Here is a 19,893-nt window from a genome sequence, read left to right on the forward strand (position 1 = left end):
ACATCCGACGGCAATCGCACGGAAACGGGCGGTAAATCGCACACCGGGCATCCTCCGGGCACCGGCCGCCGTGCGCGGCGCGCCCGCAGCGCGCGTGGCCACGGGTGGTGCGAGCATCGGCACGGGGGTCCGGACAGCGGAAGCGACACGGCCACCGCGAGGGGTCGAGGAGAGAGTGACGATGACCGAGGCACGGGGGTCGGCCGGCCCGAACGGCGAGACGCACGCTCGGCACGCGCCCGGCACGCCCTGCTGGGTGAGTCTGATGGTGCACGGACTGGCCGCGACCCAGGACTTCTACGGAGCGTTGTTCGGCTGGGAGTTCCAGCCCGGCCCCCAGCAACTCGGCCCCTACGTGCGGGCCCTGCTGAACGGCCGTGAGGTGGCCGGCATCGGCCAACTGCCGCCCGACCGCCACCTCCCCATCGCCTGGACGCCCTACCTCGCCTCGAACAACGTCGGCCTGACCGCCGACACGGTACGGCTGTGCGGCGGCACGGTCGGCGTGGGCCCGCTGGACGCCGCCGAGGCCGGCCGGCTGGCGATCTGCTCCGACCCGTCCGGCGCCGTCTTCGGCATCTGGCAGGGGGCCGAACACCGCGGCACGGCCGTCACGGGCGTGCCCGGCACCCCGGCCTGGAACGAGCTGCTGACCTTCGAGTCCGTGAACGTGGCCAAGTTCTACGAGACCGTGTTCGCCTACGAGGAGGAGCCGCGGGTCTCCGCCGACTTCGACTACGTCACCCTGCTCATCGACGGCCGCCCGGTCGCCGGCATCCACGGCGTCGGCACCTCCCTGCCGCGCGACCGGGGCCCGCACTGGGTGACGTACTTCGAGGTCGCAGACACGGACGAGGCGCTGGCCCGGGTCGTCGACCTCGGCGGCCACGTCCTCAAGCCGGCCCACGACAGCGCCCACGGCCGCGTGGCGACGGTGGCGGACCCCGAGGGGGCCCGGTTCGCCCTGATCCAGGACCCGCGCTGACGGGCTCGGGAGCAGGGCCGCCGAACGGGACCTCGGCTCAGACCGACTGCACCGGCAGGACGTCCGGGGACAGCGCCGCCGCCCGTGCGCTCGCGGCCGTCATACGGCGTCGGTGGTGACGGCGGCACAGGACCTCGTAGCCGACGGCGTCCGCCTGGTTGACGTCACCGACGACCACCTGGGCGCCCTCGACGACCATCTCGCCCCCTATCGTGCGGGCGTTGTGCGTGGCGCGGGCCCCGCACCAGCACAGGGCCTCCACCTGGAGCACCTCGACCCGTCGGCCAGTTCCACCAGGCGCTGCGAGCCAGGGAACAGCTTGCTGCGGAAGTCGGTCGTGATGCCGAAGGCGTAGACGTCGAGGCCCAGGTCGTCGACCACGCGGGCGAGTTGGTCGATCTGGTCGGGCGCGAGGAACTGGGCCTCGTCGGCGATGACGTAGTCCGCGCGGCCGCCCCGGGAGAGGTGGTCGACGACGTACCCGTACAGGTCCACGCCGTCCTCGACCTCCACCGCGTCGGTGACCAGGCCGAGCCGCGATGACAGCTTGCCCTCGCCCGCGCGGTCGTCACGCGTGAAGATCATGCCCGCGAGCCCGCGCGCCGAACGGTTGTGCTCGATCTGGAGAGCCAGCGTCGACTTCCCGCAGTCCATCGTTCCGGAGAAGAACACCAGCTCGGGCATGTTGAGTTGAGCACCTTTCGGCGGAGAGAGTCGGCTACGGCGGGCTGCGGAGGTTTCAGGAGCGTACTTCGAGCAGGGGGACCAACTGCTCCGCGGGGGTCATCGAACCGTGGTTGCCGACCATCGCCGACTCCTTCGGCTCCCGCTCGGACGCGATGATCAGGACGTCGTCCCGCGCGGCCGCGATCACGTCGCCGATCCTTCCGTACACCCGCTCGTCGATCCGTGGCCCGAACCAGCCCGCCGCGATCGCCTCGTCCCGGGAGGCCACCCAGAACTGTTCGCCGAGCACCTCGCGCCAGCAGGTCAGGACGTCGTTCGCGGCGCCGGGCACCGCGTACACGTGCCGCGCGCGGCCCTCGCCGCCGAGCAGGGCGACGCCGGCGCGCAGTTCCCAGTCCTCGTCGAAGTCGATGCGGTGCTGCTCGTCGAAGGGCACGTCGATCATGCCGTGGTCGGCGGTGACGTACAGCGCGGTGCGCGGCGGCAACTGCTCGGCGAGGCGCTGGACGAGCCGGTCGACGTACATGAGCTGGCCGCGCCAGGTGTCGGAGTCGACGCCGTAGCGGTGGCCGGCGCCGTCGAGTTCGGCGTAGTACGTGTAGACCAGGGAGCGGTCGCCCGCGGCCAGTTGCTCGGCCGCGAGGTCCATACGGTCCTCGCCGGTCAGCCGCCCCAGGAACGTTCCGCCACTGAGCGCGACCTTGGTCAGCGGGGTGTTCTGGAAGGTGGGCGACGACACTTGCGCCGCGTGCACGCCCGCCTGCTGCGCCAGCTGGAAGACCGTGGGGTACGGCTGCCAGACGCGCGGTGACGTCCACGGCTGCCAGCGCAGCTGGTTCATCAGCTCGTCGGTCTGGGGGTTGCGCACGGTGTACCCGGGCAGGCCGTGCGCGCCCGGCGGCAGGCCGGTGCCGACGGAGGCGAGGGAGGTCGCGGTGGTCGCGGGGTAGCCGGTGGTGATCGGGTGTCCGGTGCCGCCGCGCGAGCTGCTCAGGAGCGACGTCATGAACGGCGCTTCCTCGGGGTGCGCCTTGAGCTGCTCCCAGCCGAGGCCGTCGATCAGGAACACGCAGGCGCGGTCGGCGGCGGCCAGCTCGGGGATCGCGGCGGTCATGTCCGGTACGGCCATGCCGGCGGCCAGCGTGGGCAGCAGATCGGCGAGCGAGCCGCTGCCGTACTCGGGGACGGGCGCGGAGTCGACGGCGAGGGGTTCCGGGTAGGAGTCCCAGGCGGTGGGCTGGATCATCTCAGCGGGCGATGTCCGCGGTCGCCTCGGAGAGCGACTGAGCGAAGGTGAGCGCCTGGCGCACGGTCTCCGGTCCGTCGCCGGCCTCGCTGACCCGCAGGCTGAGGTCGTCCGCCGTGGAGCTGCCCGTGTAGCCGTGGTCGGCCTCGCAGTTGGGGTCCCCGCAGGCGGCGGGCTCCAGGTCGAGCCGGGCGACCGCGCCCCACCCGATGGTGAGCACGATCTCGCGGGGCAGCGTGCCCGGCGTGTACGACTCCGGGTTGGCGACGACGCGGCTGACGACGACCGAGGAGATCCGGCCGAGCTTCACGGACTCGGTGGACGTCGTGGCGTACGGCGTCGGGGAGGTGCTGTCGGCGGCCTGCTCGTCGGTGTGGCTGACGATGAAGCGGTTGTGGGTGAGGACGAGCACGGTCACGTGCCGCCGCACCTCGTTCTGGTCGAACGTCGTCTCCTGATGGACCAGGTACGACCGGATGGGCTCGCCGCCCACAGCGGCCTCCACCGCCTCGGCCACGAGGGCCGGGTAGTAGCCGCTGCGCTCGATCGCCGCACGCAGCCCCTGGGTCGTCGTACTGGTCTTGGCCATGACGCCCATCCTACGGGGGCGCACTGACTGCGAGGCACCGCTGCGGGCGCTCTCAGTACGTCGGCAGGGTCCTCGGCCCGAGGTCGTCCCGCGCGGGTGGCGGCGCGAGGCGGACGGAGGCGCCGAGCACGCTCAGGCCGTGGGTGGCGACGACGACCGGTTCCAGGGTGACCGCGACGACCTCGGGGTGGTCGTCGACCAGCCGCGACACCCGCAGCAGCAGCTCCTCCAGCGCAGGCGTGTCGACGGGAGTGGAGCCGCGCCAGCCGAAGAGGAGCGGTGCCGTCCGGATGGAGCGGACGATCGAGGTCGCCTCGCGGTCGGTGACCGGGATCAGCCGGTGCGCCATGTCCCCGAGCAGCTGCGAGGCCGCACCGGCGAGACCGAAGGACAGCACGGCACCGGCCGCCGGGTCGATCACGGCCCGTACGACGGTGTCGACGCCGCGTGGTGCCATGCTCTGCACGACCGGCCGCAGCTCCTCCGGCCTGCCGAACAGTTCGGTCAACTCGGCGTACGCCCGCCGCAGTTGCTCCTCGTCGGCGAGATCGAGCCGCACGCCGCCGAGGTCGGCGCGGTGCCGCAGGTGCGGGGCGGTGGCCTTGAGGGCGACGGGGTAGCCGAGAGTGCGGGCGGCGTCGGCGGCGGCGTCCGGGGTGGGCGCGTGCAGGGCTCGGTGCACGTCGATGCCGTACTTCCCGAGCAGGTCGCAGGTCTCGTCCGTGCCGAGCGTGAGCCCCTGCCCGCGCGCGAGCAGCCCGCCGATCAGCTGGGCGGCGCCCTTCTCGTCGATGTCCTCGTACTCGGGCACCTTGCCGGGGTCGGTCGCGTCGCGCCGCCACTGCGCGTAGTTGACGGCTTCGGCGAGGGCGCGGACGGCGCGCTCGGCGGCGGGGTAGGCGGGGATGAGGGTCGTCGGGCTCTGCGGGGTGTCCGGCTGCTCGGCCGGGTTCCCGGCCCGGAAGTCCAGGGGGCGGAACGGGTGGGGGCGGACCATGGCGCCGGGCGCCTTGCGGTCCGCCTGCGGTGCGGTGCTCGCCGCGGCCGACAGGGCTTCGGCGAGGCCGCCCAGCTCGACGTGGACCACCAGCACCGGCTTCCCCGGCACCTGCTCGGCCGCCGACCGCAGGGCCTGTGCCAGCTCGGCGTCGCCGGTCGACGCGTCGCCGATCGCGGGTATGGCGGTGACGACGACCGCGTCGCACGTCTCGTCGGCGAGCGCGTGCGACAGCGCCTCGTGAAAGTCCCCCGCCGATGCCCCCGTCGTCAGATCCAGCGGCGGCAGCGGCCGTAGCCCCTCGGAGAGACACGCGTCGTACGTCAGCAGCCCCAGCGACTCGGAGTTGCCGAGGATCGCGACCCGCGGGCCGGTCGGCAGCGGCTGGCGCGCGAGCAGCAGGCCCGCGTCCACCAGCTCGGTGATCGTGTCCACCCGGATCACCCCGGCCTGCCGCAGCAGCGCGGACACCGTGGCGTGCGGCAGCCGCGTGGCGCGCACCGCATGGCCCTGCGGCGCCGCGCCGCCGTGGCGCGCGCCCTGCACCACGACCAACGGCTTGGCCGCCGCCGTACGCCGGGCGAGGCGGTTGAACTTGCGCGGGTTGCCGATGGACTCCAGGTACATCAGGGCGACGTCGGTGTCCGGGTCGTCGTACCAGTACTGAAGGACGTCGTTGCCGGACACGTCGGCCCGGTTGCCGGACGAGACGAAGGTCGACACCCCGGTGACCCCGGTCACACCGCCGCCGCGCCGGTGGAGCCGGGACAGCAGCGCGATGCCGATCGCGCCGGACTGCGCGAACAGGCCGATGCGGCCCGGGCGGGGCATCTCGGGGGCCAGGGAGGCGTTCAGCCGTACGTCGGCGGAGGTGTTGATGATCCCGAAGGCATTCGGGCCGATGATGCGCATGCCGTACGCGCGTGCCTGCCGTACGAGTTCACGCTGCCGCTCGCGGCCGTCGGGCCCGCTCTCGGCGTACCCGGCGGAGAGCACGACCAGCCCCTGCACGCCGTGCTCGCCGCATTCGGCGACCACGTCGGGGACGTACGCGGCCGGCACGGCGACCACCGCGAGGTCGACCTGCTCCTCGATGTCGCGCATGGAGCGGTGCGCGGGCACGCCGTCGAGTTCCTTGAGGTCCTCCGGGAACGCCCTGTTCAGCGCGTACAGCCGTCCCGTGAACCCGGCGTCGCCGATGTTGCCCAGGACGCTGCGGCCCACTCCGCCCGGGGTGCGGCCGACGCCGATGACGGCGACCGAGCCGGGCACCAGCAGCCGCTGCACGGACCGGGCCTCGGCGCGCTGTTCGCGCGCGTACTGCACGGCGAGCGAGCGGTCCGTCGGCTCCAGGTCGAACTCCAGGCGGACGACGCCGTCCTCGAAGCTGCGTTTCTGCGTGTACCCGGCGTCCGTGAACACCTTGATCATCTTGTTGTTGGCGGGCAGCACCTCGGCCGCGAAGCGGCGGATGTCGCGCTCGCGCGCGACGGCGCCGATGTGTTCGAGCAGAGCGGAGGCGACGCCGCGGCCCTGATGGGCGTCCTGGACGAGGAAGGCGACCTCGGCCTCGTCGGCGGGGGCGGAGGCGGGCATTCCGTCGGTGCCGATCCGGTCGTAGCGTACGGTGGCGATGAACTCGCCGCCCACCGTGGCCGCGAGTCCCACCCGGTCCACAAAGTCGTGGTGCGTGAAGCGGTGGACGTCCTTTGCGGACAGCCGCGGGTAGGGCGCGAAGAAGCGGTAGTACTTCGACTCGTCCGACACCTGCTCGTAGAAGCTGACCAGGCGCTCGGCGTCATCAACGGTGATGGGGCGGATGCGCGCGGTGCCGCCGTCGCGCAGCACCACGTCGGCTTCCCAGTGGGCGGGGTACGCGTGCCTGTCCGAGGCGCTCTGCATGGGGCCCAGAGTACGGCTCGCGTACGACAACGGCGCGAGGCAGTCTGTTCAGGACGTACGTGGGGTCGAGGCCGCGACCCCACGGTCACCTCGGGAGGGGACGTTCGTCAGACGTTCGTCCAGTTCCGTCGTGCTTCACGGGTGTGGGAAACTGGTCTAGACAACCCTGAGAACCGAAGGGCAGCATCACATGGCTGAGCGCCGCGTCAACGTCGGCTGGGCCGAGGGCCTCCACGCCCGCCCCGCCTCCATCTTCGTCCGAGCCGCCACGGCCACAGGCGTCCCGGTGACGATCGCCAAGGCCGACGGCAACCCCGTCAACGCGGCCTCCATGCTGGCCGTCCTGGGCCTGGGTGCCCAGGGTGGCGAGGAGATCGTCCTCGCCTCCGACGCCGAGGGTGCGGACGCCGCCCTCGACCGGCTGGCGAAGCTGGTCTCCGAGGGCCTCGAGGAGCTGCCCGAGACGGTCTGAAGGACCTGAGCGGGACTCCCGCAGCAAGCGGTGAAGCCGCGCTCGCCTTTCCGGCGGGCGCGGCTTCACTGTTTTCGGCGCTGGCTTCCTGTTTTCGGGCAGGCGGTCCCTCTTTCGAGATCGGCGGGCCCGAGAATTTCCCGCACATCCGAAAAAGGGCAGCGGAAATTCGCCGCCTCCGAATATCTCCTCTTTGTATACGGCGCCCGTGTTAATGCCGCAGGCTCGGCATGTTTACGGGATGTTGCGAATTCCTCACACGCTCCGTGCGGTCACCGCGGGAGCCGAAGCGCAGCCGGTGCCCGGAGATCGAGCGCTCGGTGTGCAGCGCCGTGATCGCGCGGGCGCGCTCGCCGTCGCCACGCGCCACCGCGTCCACGATCGCGCCGTGCTCGGTCCAGGACTCCACGGGGTTGACCGGCGCCTCGACGGCGTACATCCAGGCGATCTTGTGGCGCAGCTGGGTCAGCATCGAGGTCAGGGCGGGGCTGCCGGAGGCCTGGGCCAGCGTCTCGTGGAACCAGCCGCCCAGGGAGCGCAGGTCCTCGCTGTTTCCCCGCCTGGCCCGCTCCTGGCCCAGCCTGACCAGGCCGCGCAGGACCTTCAGATGGGCCTCGGTGCGCCGCTGGGCGGCCCGGGAGGCGCCGAGCGGCTCCAGGAGGGTGCGCATCTCCAGCAGGTCGGCGGCCTCCTGCTCGCTCGGTTCGGCGACGCACGCGCCCGCGTGCCGCCGGGTCACCACGAAGCCCTCCGCCTCCAGGGTGCGCAGGGCCTCGCGCACGGGGACTCGGGAGACGCCGTAACGGCGGGCGAGGAGTTCTTCGGTGAGCCTGCCGCCGCGCGCGTGGACCCCGGCGACGATGTCGTCCCGGATCGCGGTGCATACCGAGTGCGCCGGAATACGCATGACCGACCTCCGCCTTAATCCCCGTGAAACGTCGACGAATGACGTGTGTTCAGTGACTCTATTGCAACCGGCCGGAATTTCCGACGGGGGGCCGGAATCCATGGATATTTTTTGGACAGCGGGCCGTTCGAAACGCCGAAAGCCCCGGCTCGGGGAGCCGGGGCTTTCGGAAGGCGCGGTGTGAGCGTCAGAGGTGGGGCGTCAGAGGTTCACGCCGTGCGAGCGCAGGTACGCGACGGGGTCGATGTCGGAGCCGTACTCCTGCGTCGTGCGGGCCTCGAAGTGCAGGTGCGGCCCGGTGACGTTGCCGGTGGCGCCGGACAGGCCGATCTGCTGACCGGGGGTGACGGTCTGGCCCACCGAGACGGCTATGGACGACATGTGGCCGTACTGGGTGTACGTGCCGTCGTTCATCTTGATCACGACCTGGTTGCCGTACGACCCGCCCCAGCCGGCCTCCACGACGGTGCCGGAGGCCACCGAGTGGACCGAGGTGCCGCTGGCGGCATGGAAGTCGACGCCGGTGTGGCTGCCGGAGGACCAGAGGGCGCCGCCGGTCTTGTAGCCCGTGGAGACGTACGAGCCGGAGATCGGGGCGACGTAGGACAGCAGGCGCTTGCGCTCGGCCTCGCGGGCGGCGCGCTCCTTGGCCTCGCGCTCCTTCTTCGCCTTCGCGGCGGCCTTCTTGCGTGCGGCCTCCTCGGCGGCCTTCTTGCGGGCCGCGGCCTCCTTGGCGGCCTGCTCCTGGGCGGCGGCCTGGGCGTCGATCTGGTCGGCGATCGAGTTCTCGACGGAGACGACGGGGATGAGGCCGGTCTGTTCGACGGCCGGTTCGGCGGCGAGCGCCGGGGCGGCCAGGGTGCCGATCACGCCGGTGGCGGTGAGTGCGGCGACGCCCGCGGCGCGGGCGGTGGTGCGCTCGAAGCGGCTGGGGCGACGGTGCTTCCCCGCGGGACGCTTCCCGGTGGCGCAGGTGAACGCCATGAAGTGGCTGATCCTTTCCTTCCTTCTCGCCTACCGGGTTAGCTGACGGGTTCGGAGCAGGAAGGTCTCCTACGGACCCCCTCGCGGCTGCGCGGGCGTCCGATTCACCCCAGGGACTTCGATGGGTCCCCGGCTCCCCTGGCTCGCGCCGTACGGGGACTCGGCGATGGCTGTCCGGTGCCGCGGGCGCGGCGCAGTGCCTGACGGACAGCCCGGAAGACGCTAAACGGGGCATCTTTCAATCCCCAAACGGATCCTGCCTTTTGTAGTGCATCCCACAGGTCAGACAGGCAACCTCTCCCTCAATTCGGGCATAAAGGGGCCCTGGTGACTCTTCAGTCACCAGGGCCCCTACGCGTGCGTGCCGTCTCCGGCTCCGCGCCAGTCCCCTACTCGGCCGCCACGACGCTGACTTCGCCGATACCGAGGGCCTCGACGGGCTCCCGGATCTCGGCCGCGTCGCCGACGAGGATCGTCACCAGGCGGTCGACCGGGAAGGCGCTCACGGCCGCGGCGGTGGCCTCGACGGTGCCGGTGGCGGCGAGCCGCTGGTACAGCGTCGCCTGGAAGTCGTCGGGCAGGTTCTGCTCGACCTGGTCGGCCAGCGTGCTCGCCACGGCGGCGGCGGTCTCGTACTTCAGCGGCGCCACCCCGACGAGGTTCTGCACGGCGAAGTCCCGCTCGGCGTCGGTGAGTCCCCCGTCGGCGACACCGCGCAGGACCTTCCAGAGGTCGTCCAGGGCGGGACCGGTGTTCGGCGTGTCCACGGAGCCGCTGATGGCGAGCATCGCCGCACCCGAGCCGTCCGGGGCGGAGAGCAGGACCTGCCCGAACGCGCGCACACCGTAGGTGTAGCCCTTCTCCTCGCGCAGGACCTTGTCCAGGCGGGAGGTGAGGGTGCCGCCCAGGCAGTACGTGCCGAGCACCTGCGCGGGCCAGACGCGGTCGTGCCGGTCGGGGCCCACGCGCCCCATCAGCAGCTGCGTCTGGACGGCGCCGGGACGGTCCACGATGACGACGCGCCCGGTGTCGTCCGCAGTCACCGGCGGGACCGGCCGGGGCTGGGCCGGGGAGCCGGTCCAGGCGCCCAGGGTGTCGCCGAGCAGGGCGTCGAGGTCGACGCCGGTGAGGTCGCCGACGACCACGACGGTGGACGTCGCCGGGCGCACATGCCGCTCGTAGAAGGCGCGTACGCCCGCGGAGTCGATGCCGGCGACCGTGTCCTCGGTGCCCTGGCGCGGGCGGGACATGCGCGAGGTCGCCGGGAACAGCTGCCTGGACAGCTCCTTGGCGGCGCGGCGCGAGGGGTTGGCCAGCTCGTGCGGGATCTCGTCGAGGCGGTTGCGCACCAGGCGCTCGACCTCGGCGTCCTCGAACCCGGGCGCCCTGAGCGCGTCGGCGAGCAGACCGAGAGCCTTCGGCAGCCGGGAGACGGGCACCTCGAGGCTGACGCGGACGCCGGGGTGGTCGGCGTACGCGTCGAGCGTGGCGCCGCAGCGCTCCAGCTCGGCGGCGAACTCCTCGGCGGTGTGCTTGTCGGTGCCCTCCGAGAAGGCACGCGCCATGATCGTGGCGATGCCGTCCAGGCCCTTCGGCTCGGCCTCCAGGGGCGTGTCCAGGAGGACCTCGACGGCGACGACGCGCTGGCCGGGGCGGTGGCAGCGCAGGACCGTCAGGCCGTTGTCCAGCTTGCCGCGCTCCGGTGCCGGGAACGCCCAGGGCCGGGCCTGGCCCGCCTGGGGCTGCGGGTGGAACTCCATGCTGGCGAGCTCGGTCACTGCGCCGACTCCTCGTTCTCGTCAGTGGTCCCGGCGGGTGCGGCCCCGTCGGCGGCGGCTTCCAGGTCCTCGGCCGCATCGGCGACCGGCTCGTACACCAGCACCGCGCGGTTGTCGGGACGCAGACGGGCCTGGGCGACCGCCTGGACCTCCTCCGCTGTGACGTCGAGGACGCGCTGCACGGCGGTGAAGGCGAGCTGCGGGTCGCCGAACAGGACGGCGTACCGGCACAGTTCGTCGGCGCGGCCCGCGACCGTGCCGAGCCGGTCCAGCCACTCGCGCTCCAGCTGGGCCTGCGCGCGCTCCATCTCCTCGGCGGTGGGGCCCTCCTGCGCAAAGCGGGCGAGCTCCTCGTCGACGGCCGCCTCGATGACCGGCACCTCGACGTCGCCGGACGTCTTCACGTCCAGCCAGCCCAGGGAGGGCGCCCCGGCCAGGCGCAGCAGGCCGAACCCGGCAGCCACGGCCGTACGGTCGCGGCGTACGAGCCGGTTGTAGAGGCGGGAGGACTCGCCGCCGCCGAGGACGGTCAGCGCCAGGTCGACCGCGTCGCACTCGCGCGTGCCGTCCGTCGGGAGCCGGTAGGCGGCCATCATCGCGCGCGCGGGGACGTTCTCCTCGACGACCTCGCGCAGCTGCTCGCCGATGGTGTCGGGCAGCGAGCCGTCGCGGGGGGCGGGCTTGCCGTCGTGGGACTGGATGGAGCCGAAGTACTTCTCGACCCAGGCGAGCGTCTGCGCCGGGTCGATGTCGCCGACGATCGACAGGACGGCGTTGTTGGGCGCGTAGTAGGTGCGGAAGAACGCGCGGGCGTCCTCCAGGCTGGCCGCGTCCAGGTCGGCCATCGAGCCGATCGGCGTGTGGTGGTAGGGGTGCCCGTCGGGGTACGACAGGGCGGTCAGCTTCTCGAACGCCGTGCCGTACGGGACGTTGTCGTAGCGCTGCCGGCGCTCGTTCTTGACGACATCGCGCTGGTTCTCCAGGCCCTCCTCGTCGAGCGCCACCAGGAGGCTGCCCATGCGGTCGGCCTCCAGCCAGAGCGCGAGCTCCAGCTGGTGGGCGGGCATGGTCTCGAAGTAGTTGGTGCGCTCGAAGCTCGTGGTGCCGTTCGGCGAGCCGCCCGCGCCCTGGACGAGCTCGAAGTGGCCCGTGCCCTTCACGCTGCTCGAGCCCTGGAACATCAGGTGCTCGAAGAGGTGGGCGAGTCCGGTACGGCCCTTGACCTCGTGGCGGGAGCCGACGTCGTACCAGAGGCAGACCGCGGCGACCGGCGTGAGGTGGTCCTCGGAGAGCACCACGCGCAGGCCGTTTGCCAGGCGGTGCTCCGTGGCGGTGAGGCCGCCGGATTGTGCCTCCGGTGTGGCCGTGTGACCCATGGGCAAGGTGTCCTTCCGGTCGCGTGCACTGCGTTGTGTCGAGCGGTTCGTGCTCAGTTCCTGCCACTGTATGCAGCGTCCGAAGGGTCGGCGAAGTTCCCGGTCAGAACGCCGTGCCGGTATGCGGGTGCGTGCGGGCCCGCGACGACACGCGCGACGGCCCTCAAGCACAGCTCGTCGTCCCGTCCGGCGGCCCTGCCGAACGGGGCAGGCCCGGCACGCGCCGACCGTGCCCGGGGGCCTCAGGCGGGCCCGCACACCCCGCGACCTGGCACGGTGCCCGCCGATCACTCCGGCGGGTGAACGGTCTCGCGGCGCGCGCTTGCCTTCGGCCCGTCCGGTCGCAAGCGCGGTCCCGGACAGTGATGTTCGCGCCTCGCCCCGCCCCTGTGTCGCGGTGGAGGCCCGGCGTCGGCGACACTTCTGCGATGCCGGGTCGGAGCCCAACATCGGGTCCTGGTCGGTGGTTGTCAGTGCCGCGGTCCACAATGGTCCGCGTCAGATCCGCAAACGCTCGAGCGACCAGAAACAGAGGAGCCGGCAGCGATGGCCCGCCGCAGCACGAAGAACCCGCCGCCCGAGGACTCGTACGAGGAGAAGATCCTCGACATCGACGTCGTCGACGAGATGCAGGGCTCCTTCCTCGAGTACGCGTACTCGGTCATCTACTCCCGCGCCCTGCCGGACGCCCGCGACGGCCTCAAGCCGGTGCACCGTCGCATCGTCTACCAGATGAACGAGATGGGCCTGCGCCCCGACCGCGGCTATGTGAAGTGCGCCCGCGTCATCGGCGAGGTCATGGGTAAGTTGCACCCGCACGGCGACGCGTCGATCTACGACGCCCTGGTGCGCATGGCCCAGCCCTTCTCGATGCGCGTCCCACTGGTCGACGGCCACGGCAACTTCGGGTCACTGGGCAACGACGACCCGCCGGCCGCCATGCGGTACACCGAGTGCCGGCAGGCCGACGCGACCAGCCTGATGACCGAGTCGATCGACGAGGACACGGTCAACTTCACGCCCAACTACGACGGCCAGGAGCGGGAGCCGGTGGCGCTGCCGGCCGCCTTCCCGAACCTCCTGGTCAACGGCGCCTCGGGCATCGCTGTCGGCATGGCCACGAACATGCCGCCGCACAACCTCTCCGAGGTCATCGCGGCCGCCCGCCACCTGATCCGCCACCCGAACGCGGATCTGGAAACCCTGATGAAGCACGTCCCGGGCCCCGACCTGCCCACCGGCGGCCGGATCGTCGGCCTGGCGGGCATCCGGGACGCGTACGAGACGGGCCGCGGCACCTTCAAGATCCGCGCCACGGTCGAGATCGAGACCGTGACGGCCCGCCGCAAGGGTCTCGTCGTCACCGAACTGCCCTTCACGGTCGGCCCGGAGAAGGTGATCGCCAAGATCAAGGACCTGGTCGGCTCGAAGAAGCTGCAGGGCATCGCCGACGTCAAGGACCTCACCGACCGCGAGCACGGCCTGCGCCTGGTCATCGAGATCAAGAACGGCTTCGTGCCGGAGGCGGTCCTGGAGCAGCTGTACAAGCTGACGCCGATGGAGGAGTCCTTCGGCATCAACAATGTCGCGCTGGTCGACGGCCAGCCCCTCACCCTGGGCCTGAAGGAGCTGCTGGAGGTCTACCTCGACCACCGCTTCGAGGTCGTCCGGCGCCGCAGCGAGTTCCGCCGCACCAAGCGCCGCGACCGCCTGCACCTGGTCGAGGGCCTGCTCACGGCGCTGCTGGACATCGACGAGGTCATCCGCCTGATCCGCTCCAGCGAGAACTCCGCGCAGGCGAAGGAGCGCCTGATGGAGCGCTTCTCGCTGAGCGAGGTCCAGACCCAGTACATCCTCGACACGCCGCTGCGCCGTCTCACCAAGTACGACCGCATCGAGCTGGAGGCGGAGAAGGAGCGGCTGAACGGGGAGATCGCCGAGCTGACGCGGATCCTCGACTCGGACGCGGAGCTGCGCAAGCTGGTCTCCGCGGAACTGGCGTCGGTCGCCAAGAAGTTCGGTACCGAGCGGCGTACGGTCCTGCTGGAGTCGGCGGGTTCGCAGATCCCCACCGTGTCGCTTCAGGTGGCGGACGACCCGTGCCGGGTGCTGCTGTCCTCGACGGGTCTGCTGGCCCGTACGGCGAACGGCGGCCCGTTCGCGGAGGACGGCGAGGCGAAGCGCTCCAAGCACGACGTGATCATCTCGGCGGTGCCGGCCACGGCCCGCGGCGAGGTGGGCGCGGTGACGTCCACGGGCCGACTGCTGCGGATCAACGTCGTCGACCTGCCGCAGCTGCCGGAGACCGCGTCGCGGCCGAACCTCTCGGGCGGCGCGCCCCTGTCGGAGTTCGTCTCCCTGGAGGGCGACGAGACCCTGGTCTGCCTGACCACGCTCGACGAGTCCTCCCCCGGCCTGGCGATCGGCACGGAACAAGGCGTCGTCAAGCGCGTGGTGCCCGACTACCCGACCAACAAGGACGAGTTGGAGGTCATCACCCTGAAGGAGGGCGACCGGATCGTCGGCGCGATCGAGCTGCGCACGGGTGAGGAGGACCTGGTCTTCATCACGGACGACGCACAGCTGCTGCGCTACCAGGCCTCGCAGGTCCGCCCGCAGGGCCGCGCCGCGGGCGGTATGGCGGGCATCAAGCTCACCGAGGGCGCGAAGGTGATCTCCTTCACGGCCGTGGACCCGGCGGTCGACGCGGTGGTGTTCACGGTCGCGGGCTCGCGCGGCACGCTGGACGACTCGGTCCAGACGACGGCCAAGCTGACCCCGTTCGACCAGTACCCCCGCAAGGGCCGCGCCACCGGAGGCGTGCGCTGCCAGCGGTTCCTCAAGGGCGAGGACTGCCTGGCCCTGGCCTGGGCGGGCGCCGTCCCGGCACGGGCCGCGCAGAAGAACGGCACGCCGGCCGAGCTCCCGGAGATCGACCCGCGCCGTGACGGCTCGGGGCTGTCGCTGCCGAAGACGGTGGCGGTGGTGGCCGGCCCGGTCTAGGCCTCCTCGAAGGCCCCGTCCTCCGGGTCCTGTACGTAGCGCAGAACGCCCCACATGCCGTGCTCGTCGGCGTGTGGGGCGTCGCTCTTGCACGCCTCCAGCTCCTTGGCCAGGGCAGCGGTATCGATGCCGGAGCCGATGAGCACGAGCTGGGTGAGGCGGGCGTCGGCGGCCGGCCAGGGCTCCGGGTAGAAGCGCAGGAACGGCCCGACAGCGTGCACGGCGTAGCGGTTCACGGTGTCGTGCGGCCCGAAGTCGACGTACCCCTTGATCCGGTACAGCCCCTCCGGCCTGCTGTCGAGGAAGGCGATCAGCCGGCGCGGGTCGAGGGGGGTCTCGGAGGTGAAGGAGAGGCTGTCGTAGCCGGTGTGCAGGTGGCCGGTGTGGTCCTGATCAGGCTCATGGTGCCCGTGCAGGTCGTCGAAGGACAGCTGCCCGATGCGCTCCTCGCCGGGCCGGCAGTCGAAGAGGAACTCGGGGTCGATACGGGCATGGGCGGCGGGGACCACGGCGGCGCCGTCGGTGAGCTCGCGGACCAGCCCGAGGACGTGCTCCCCGTCCACCGCACGGTCGAGCTTGTTGACGACGACCAGGTCGGCGAGGGCGAGATGCCGGTCGATCTCGGGGTGCTTGGCGCGCGTGTCCTCGAACTCGGCAGCGTCGACGACCTCGACGAGTCCGCCGTACACGATGCCCGGATGCTCGCTGGCGAGCACCATGCGCACGAGTTCCTGGGGCTCGGCGAGCCCGCTGGCCTCGATGACGATGACGTCGATGCCGGTGGCGGGCCGGGCGAGCCGCTCCAGGTAGACGTCCAGCTCACTGGAGTCGACGGCACAGCACAGGCAGCCGTTCCCGAGAGAGACGGTGGAGTCGCCGAGCGCGCCGGCGACGGCCATGGCGTCGATCTCGATGGCACCGAAGTCGTTGACGATGGCGCCGATGCGGGTGCCGCCGCTGCGGTGGAGGAGGTGGTTGAGCAGAGTCGTCTTGCCGGAACCGAGGAATCCGGCGAGGACGACGACCGGAATCTGCTGCGGACCGGGGTTCGGCTGGCTCAACGTGCGACCTTTCTCACGCCGACGGGTGCACCGGCTCGCGGGTCGGCGCGCGTACGAAGATTGAATGCCGACCCAGGATACGAGCCGGAAGAATCACTGCGAAGTGAACGATTGTTAGCAGCACTTGCCGGGCAGACGTTGGGCAAGGCGCTGGAGCGTGCGACCCTCGCTTCCCTCCGTGCGCCGCCTCTCCGCCTCCCCGCCGATCAGAGCCGCTCGGCACTCTGGGAGATGGCAAGCGCCGCCCACGGCTCGCCGGTTCCCTCCAGTCGACCCGCACCCCGACGACCGGCGGACGGCCGTTTGATCGGGGGTAATTGACATGGCCACACGGAAAACTCGGGCAGGCGTGCTGCGCGCCGCTGCGGCAGCCGGGATCGGCCTGGCCACCGGCGCCCTCGCGGTCCTGGCTGCGCAACGCCATGCGATCGATTCGTTACGCACGCGCACGGGTCACCTGGAGCAGGTCGCGCACGACCAGCGCCACATCAACCTGGCCAATCAACAGCATCTGCACTGGGAGCTGCTGAGCAAGGCGATCGACAGCCCGGAGCTGGCCGAGGTACTCGACATCTTCGAAGTTCCCACATCGCCGCAGAAGCGTCGCCAGTACCTCTTCGCCAACGCTCTCTATACGAACGCCCTCTTCTACTACCGCATCGGCAACATCAGCCGGGACGAGCTCTTCGGCTACGTCCGGGGTCTTCTGCAGAACCCGGTCGTCAGGGAGTACTGGTACGCGACCCAGGGGCAGCGGGCCACGCTCGCGGAAGGCTCAGACGAAGCCGAGATCGGGAAGATGATCGACGACTTGCTGCACCAGCTTGAAGACGCGGATTCCGACGAGTGGTGGGTGGTCGGCGAACCGCCGAGCTGACATCGGGCTCGCAGGCAAGGCCCAAGTCGAGAATCACACCCGCGGGCGATAACAAACGGGTCAAGTCTTCAGTTGTCCCAAAGACCGCTGGGGTTGACTCACGCCTGATCGCGTCGAGCAACCCCACAAGAGCGTTGCTCATGCCGCCGGATGACGAGTGCACCCCCACAGGGCTGCCCGCACCCCGCAGCCGCCGTCACTCAGTTCTTCAGCCATGGACAAAAGGGAACAACAGTGAGTCAGATCATCCGTCGGATCGGTGTATCTCCGCGCGCTCGAGGAAGCGTGGGTGGAGGGAACTGCCCCGACATCTTCGAGTTGGCCGACGGGAACTTCGCCGTGATCGGTACGGACATCACGGACAAGCTCGACGGGGAGCTCCCCTCCGACGCGTCCCGAGCCGACTACGAGCGAATCGTCGTCATCACCCGGGAGACCCTCGTCAGGGCCAAGGCCGACATCCCGGAAGCCTGACCGCTCAGGGAGCCCGCCGACACCCGTACTTCACAGGAGGCGGCCCTCCCCTCCCATGCCGTCCACACACCGGTTAGTCCTCCCTAGTCACGACCCCTGAAGGGACCAGGATGGCCATCCGTCTCGGGCGCAAGACCGCTTGCCGGCTGCCCCCCACACACCTCCGCATACAGAGACGCATCGGGCTGCCTCCGCGCCTGCGGGGCAGCACCTGCGGTGCGAACTGCCCAGATGTCTTCGAGCTCTCAGACCACCGCATCGCAGTGATCGGCACAGAGCGGACAGCTGAGATCCGCGAGGCGTATCCGGCGATGCGGCCGCTGGCCCACACCGAGATCGTCGTGGTCGTAGACCCCTACACCCTCGCGTGCGCCATCGCTCACCTCGAGGTGGGCTGACAGTCGGATGCCTGCACCGGTCCCCTGGGGCAGGCATCCCCACCCTTTTCAGCCGCCCTGGGCAAGAGCCGTTTCCCCCTGTGAGCCATGGGAAGACTTCCGCAGATCCGCGGGAGGGGCCGATGGCGACACGCCGCGAGTTCTGGCGCTCGGCGATGACCATGTGCGCTTGGGGTACGGCGGCGATCGCCGGCACGGCCTTGGTGGGTGCCGCTTCCATCGTCGTGAGCGGCTGGCTCGTCAGCGGCGTCGAGAAAGCCAACGGCGACAGACCCACCGCGATGGAACGCAGCGCCCTGGGGGACTATTTCGGCGGAGTGAGCGCGGTCTTCTCCGGGCTCGCGCTCATCCTGCTCGTGGCCACCCTCCTCATGCAGCAACGCGAGATACGCATGCAGCGTCACGAACTCGCCCTGCAGCGTGAGGAACTCGCCTCTTCGCGTGCCGAACTGCACCGGAGCGCGGAGTCGGACCTGCGCGCTCTGCATGTGCAGCTGACCCAGCTGGCGATGGACGATCCCACGCTGGCCGAGGTGTGGAACGACTTCCCTGGTGAGCCGCCTCAGACACTTCGGCAGAACCTCTTCGCCAACCTGACCTTCAGCCACTACCTGCTGCTCTACAAGTGGGGAAACATCACCGAGGCGGAATTGGTGGCTCGCGTTCAAACCCTCGTCCAGAGCCCGGCCTTCGATCGATATTGGAGGGCTTCACGCAGCGCAAAGGAGATCCTCCCGGCCGACAGCGACGAAGGACGCCTGTTCAGGATCTTCGAGCAGGCGATCCACGAGTCGCGCCGGCAGGGCTCACCTCCGACCCCGTGAGGCGAGACGCCGTCAGTCTCTGGCAGGCACCGCCACATGCGCCTCCGGCCCCACATACCGCGCAGCCGGCGAACGTCGGTGTGAACCTCTCGCGTGGCAGCACGCAGAGTTCCATGACCAACCGCTGCGTATGCGACCGAGCGGGTACACAGGTCCGAAACCACCACAGGCACTACCGGGAGCAGGACGGCCGTCCACAGGAAGAGAAGCACGGGAGCGCATTACGGCGCGGGAGGGGCGCATTACCGGGGTGCGCACTCGCCCCTCGAGCCGCCACCACCACGCAAGTCAGGTTAGGCTCACCTCTGTGAGTACGTGCTCAACCGTCTCGCAGGACCTCGACGAGCCCATCGCGGGGACCGCGGCGACCGCGACGACCTGGCTGCTGCTCGAGCAGCCCGGCCCGTGGGGTGCCAAGGCGCTCACGCAGAGCCACCTGGATCCCGCTCTGGGTCGCGCCCTGGAGGCGGCCGCGCAGGGCACGGGCGTGCGGGTCGCGCTGATCCGCCGCCCCGGTCGGCACGCCGACTGCGGGACCCTGGCCGAGCGCCGGGTCTACGCGGCCCACACCGCACCCGGCAACGTATGGCTGCACTCCGCCACCACCCGCGACCCCCGGCAGCTGCTCGACCTGGACTTCGCCGCGCTCGGCAAGGGCGACCACCGCTCCTTCGGCTCGGCGCTCCAGGGGCAGCCCCACACCGGCGACCCGCTCGCGCTCGTCTGCACCAACGGCAAGCGCGACCGCTGCTGCGCGCTCCTCGGCCGCCCTCTCGCTGCCGAGCTCGCCGCCTCCGGCGTGGACGGCGTCTGGGAGGTCACCCATCTGGGCGGACACCGGTTCTCACCGACGTTGCTCGTGCTGCCGTACGGCTATGCCTACGGCCGGGCGCAGGCCCACGCCGTCAAGGATGTCCTGCACAGCGTCCAGGAGGGCCGGATCGTCGTGGCGGGGTGCCGCGGGAACTCGGCCTGGGAGCGACCGGGCCAGGCGGCCGAGCTGGCCGTGCGCTCGGCCGTGGGCGAGTACGCCGCCGAAGCCCTGAGTGTCGTACGCACGGACGGCGCGGCCCCGCGGTGGGAAGTGACGGTCGCGCACGTGGACGGGCGCCACTGGCGGGTCGTCGTCGCACAGGGGGCGTCCGTGCCGCCGCGGCCCGAGAGCTGCGGTTCGGTGCTCGGCTCACCCGCGCGGATGGACGTCGTGGCGGTGCGTGAGCGCACGGTGACAACGGCAGTCGCCGGCTGATCAGGGGCGCCGGCCCACCGTCGGGTGGACCGGCTGCCCGACATTGATCAAGAGATCCACGCCACACCCCTCCAGGAGCGCCGA

At 71.0% G+C, this 19,893-nt stretch carries 16 protein-coding genes, 1 pseudogene and 1 riboswitch; of the genes and pseudogenes, 8 read left to right on the plus strand and 9 right to left on the minus strand.

All coding sequences use genetic code 11. The features are described 5' to 3' along the window. Positions 1 to 181 precede the first annotated feature (181 nt). Positions 182 to 985 (plus strand): VOC family protein, encoded by an 804-nt coding sequence (locus tag OG331_RS14990; RefSeq protein WP_406196171.1) that lies wholly within the window; start codon positions 182 to 184, stop codon positions 983 to 985. Between the two features lie 37 nt (positions 986 to 1,022). Here the strand turns inward: OG331_RS14990 and OG331_RS14995 are convergent. From OG331_RS14995 to OG331_RS15010, 4 genes and pseudogenes are all read right to left on the minus strand, one after another. Beyond that, positions 1,023 to 1,669, minus strand: a pseudogene (locus OG331_RS14995) (thymidine kinase). Positions 1,670 to 1,724: 55 nt separating this feature from the next. Next, positions 1,725 to 2,918 carry an alkaline phosphatase family protein gene (locus tag OG331_RS15000; RefSeq protein WP_406196174.1) on the minus strand — a complete coding sequence of 398 codons (1,194 nt, stop codon included), beginning with the start codon at positions 2,916 to 2,918 and terminating at the stop codon, positions 1,725 to 1,727. A gap of 1 nt (position 2,919) precedes the next feature. Then, positions 2,920 to 3,507, minus strand: coding sequence for a DUF5998 family protein (locus tag OG331_RS15005; protein WP_328422510.1), 588 nt, complete (start codon positions 3,505 to 3,507; stop codon positions 2,920 to 2,922). Positions 3,508 to 3,559: 52 nt separating this feature from the next. Beyond that, positions 3,560 to 6,406 carry a GNAT family N-acetyltransferase gene (locus tag OG331_RS15010; RefSeq protein ID WP_406196177.1) on the minus strand — a complete coding sequence of 949 codons (2,847 nt, stop codon included), beginning with the start codon at positions 6,404 to 6,406 and terminating at the stop codon, positions 3,560 to 3,562. Between the two features lie 190 nt (positions 6,407 to 6,596). Between OG331_RS15010 and OG331_RS15015 the strand changes: the two genes are divergently transcribed. After that, entirely contained in the window at positions 6,597 to 6,878 is a 282-nt protein-coding gene (locus OG331_RS15015) for an HPr family phosphocarrier protein (protein ID WP_019755624.1), read from the plus strand. A 211-nt stretch (positions 6,879 to 7,089) separates the two neighbouring features. Here OG331_RS15015 and OG331_RS15020 read toward each other — a convergent pair whose 3' ends face one another. The 4 genes from OG331_RS15020 to OG331_RS15035 all read right to left on the minus strand — a co-directional run bounded on the left by OG331_RS15020 (position 7,090) and on the right by OG331_RS15035 (position 11,923). Further along, positions 7,090 to 7,785 (minus strand): GntR family transcriptional regulator, encoded by a 696-nt coding sequence (locus tag OG331_RS15020; RefSeq protein ID WP_406196179.1) that lies wholly within the window; start codon positions 7,783 to 7,785, stop codon positions 7,090 to 7,092. A gap of 201 nt (positions 7,786 to 7,986) precedes the next feature. Continuing rightward, positions 7,987 to 8,769, minus strand: coding sequence for a M23 family metallopeptidase (locus OG331_RS15025; protein WP_406196181.1), 783 nt, complete (start codon positions 8,767 to 8,769; stop codon positions 7,987 to 7,989). 13 nt (positions 8,770 to 8,782) lie between these two features. Beyond that, a riboswitch (cyclic di-AMP (ydaO/yuaA leader) is annotated at positions 8,783 to 8,945 on the minus strand. A 213-nt stretch (positions 8,946 to 9,158) separates the two neighbouring features. Then, complete coding sequence (locus tag OG331_RS15030; RefSeq protein ID WP_406196184.1) at positions 9,159 to 10,547, minus strand: M16 family metallopeptidase; 1,389 nt, start codon at positions 10,545 to 10,547, stop codon at positions 9,159 to 9,161. Further along, a complete protein-coding gene (locus tag OG331_RS15035) occupies positions 10,544 to 11,923 on the minus strand; it encodes a M16 family metallopeptidase (RefSeq protein ID WP_406196186.1) in 1,380 nt (459 codons plus the stop codon). Before OG331_RS15035 ends, OG331_RS15030 begins: the two co-directional genes overlap by 4 nt. A 546-nt stretch (positions 11,924 to 12,469) precedes the next feature. Between OG331_RS15035 and OG331_RS15040 the strand changes: the two genes are divergently transcribed. Further along, positions 12,470 to 14,926, plus strand: coding sequence for a DNA topoisomerase (ATP-hydrolyzing) subunit A (locus OG331_RS15040; protein ID WP_406196189.1), 2,457 nt, complete (start codon positions 12,470 to 12,472; stop codon positions 14,924 to 14,926). Here OG331_RS15040 and OG331_RS15045 read toward each other — a convergent pair. Then, positions 14,923 to 15,987 carry a CobW family GTP-binding protein gene (locus tag OG331_RS15045; RefSeq protein ID WP_406196192.1) on the minus strand — a complete coding sequence of 355 codons (1,065 nt, stop codon included), beginning with the start codon at positions 15,985 to 15,987 and terminating at the stop codon, positions 14,923 to 14,925. The two genes, OG331_RS15040 and OG331_RS15045, sit on opposite strands and share 4 nt — an antisense overlap. 322 nt (positions 15,988 to 16,309) lie before the next feature. On the opposite strand from OG331_RS15045, the gene OG331_RS15050 reads away from it, so the two are divergent. The 5 genes from OG331_RS15050 to OG331_RS15070 all read left to right on the plus strand — a co-directional run bounded on the left by OG331_RS15050 (position 16,310) and on the right by OG331_RS15070 (position 19,809). After that, positions 16,310 to 16,864, plus strand: coding sequence for a DUF6082 family protein (locus OG331_RS15050; protein ID WP_406196195.1), 555 nt, complete (start codon positions 16,310 to 16,312; stop codon positions 16,862 to 16,864). A gap of 234 nt (positions 16,865 to 17,098) precedes the next feature. After that, the gene (locus OG331_RS15055) at positions 17,099 to 17,338 is read left to right on the plus strand and encodes a hypothetical protein (RefSeq protein ID WP_406196197.1); all 240 of its coding nucleotides are present in this window, start codon (positions 17,099 to 17,101) and stop codon (positions 17,336 to 17,338) included. A gap of 263 nt (positions 17,339 to 17,601) precedes the next feature. After that, on the plus strand, positions 17,602 to 17,736 hold the full coding sequence (locus tag OG331_RS15060; RefSeq protein ID WP_406196200.1) for a hypothetical protein: 135 nt from the start codon (positions 17,602 to 17,604) through the stop codon (positions 17,734 to 17,736). A gap of 122 nt (positions 17,737 to 17,858) precedes the next feature. Then, the gene (locus OG331_RS15065) at positions 17,859 to 18,560 is read left to right on the plus strand and encodes a DUF6082 family protein (RefSeq protein ID WP_406196203.1); all 702 of its coding nucleotides are present in this window, start codon (positions 17,859 to 17,861) and stop codon (positions 18,558 to 18,560) included. Between the two features lie 307 nt (positions 18,561 to 18,867). Beyond that, positions 18,868 to 19,809 (plus strand): sucrase ferredoxin, encoded by a 942-nt coding sequence (locus OG331_RS15070; RefSeq protein WP_406196206.1) that lies wholly within the window; start codon positions 18,868 to 18,870, stop codon positions 19,807 to 19,809. The last annotated feature ends 84 nt before the right edge of the window (positions 19,810 to 19,893 follow it).

This window comes from Streptomyces sp. NBC_01017, from assembly GCF_045162795.1.
GTDB lineage: Bacteria > Actinomycetota > Actinomycetes > Streptomycetales > Streptomycetaceae > Streptomyces > Streptomyces machairae.

Coding starts and splice junctions, on each gene's coding strand:
- OG331_RS14990 (WP_406196171.1), top strand. CDS start 182: ATGACCGAGGCACGGGGGTCGGCCGGCCCGAACGGCGAGACGCACGCT.
- OG331_RS15000 (WP_406196174.1), bottom strand. CDS start 2,918: ATGATCCAGCCCACCGCCTGGGACTCCTACCCGGAACCCCTCGCCGTC.
- OG331_RS15005 (WP_328422510.1), bottom strand. CDS start 3,507: ATGGCCAAGACCAGTACGACGACCCAGGGGCTGCGTGCGGCGATCGAG.
- OG331_RS15010 (WP_406196177.1), bottom strand. CDS start 6,406: ATGCAGAGCGCCTCGGACAGGCACGCGTACCCCGCCCACTGGGAAGCC.
- OG331_RS15015 (WP_019755624.1), top strand. CDS start 6,597: ATGGCTGAGCGCCGCGTCAACGTCGGCTGGGCCGAGGGCCTCCACGCC.
- OG331_RS15020 (WP_406196179.1), bottom strand. CDS start 7,785: ATGCGTATTCCGGCGCACTCGGTATGCACCGCGATCCGGGACGACATC.
- OG331_RS15025 (WP_406196181.1), bottom strand. CDS start 8,769: ATGGCGTTCACCTGCGCCACCGGGAAGCGTCCCGCGGGGAAGCACCGT.
- OG331_RS15035 (WP_406196186.1), bottom strand. CDS start 11,923: ATGGGTCACACGGCCACACCGGAGGCACAATCCGGCGGCCTCACCGCC.
- OG331_RS15040 (WP_406196189.1), top strand. CDS start 12,470: ATGGCCCGCCGCAGCACGAAGAACCCGCCGCCCGAGGACTCGTACGAG.
- OG331_RS15050 (WP_406196195.1), top strand. CDS start 16,310: ATGGCCACACGGAAAACTCGGGCAGGCGTGCTGCGCGCCGCTGCGGCA.
- OG331_RS15065 (WP_406196203.1), top strand. CDS start 17,859: ATGGCGACACGCCGCGAGTTCTGGCGCTCGGCGATGACCATGTGCGCT.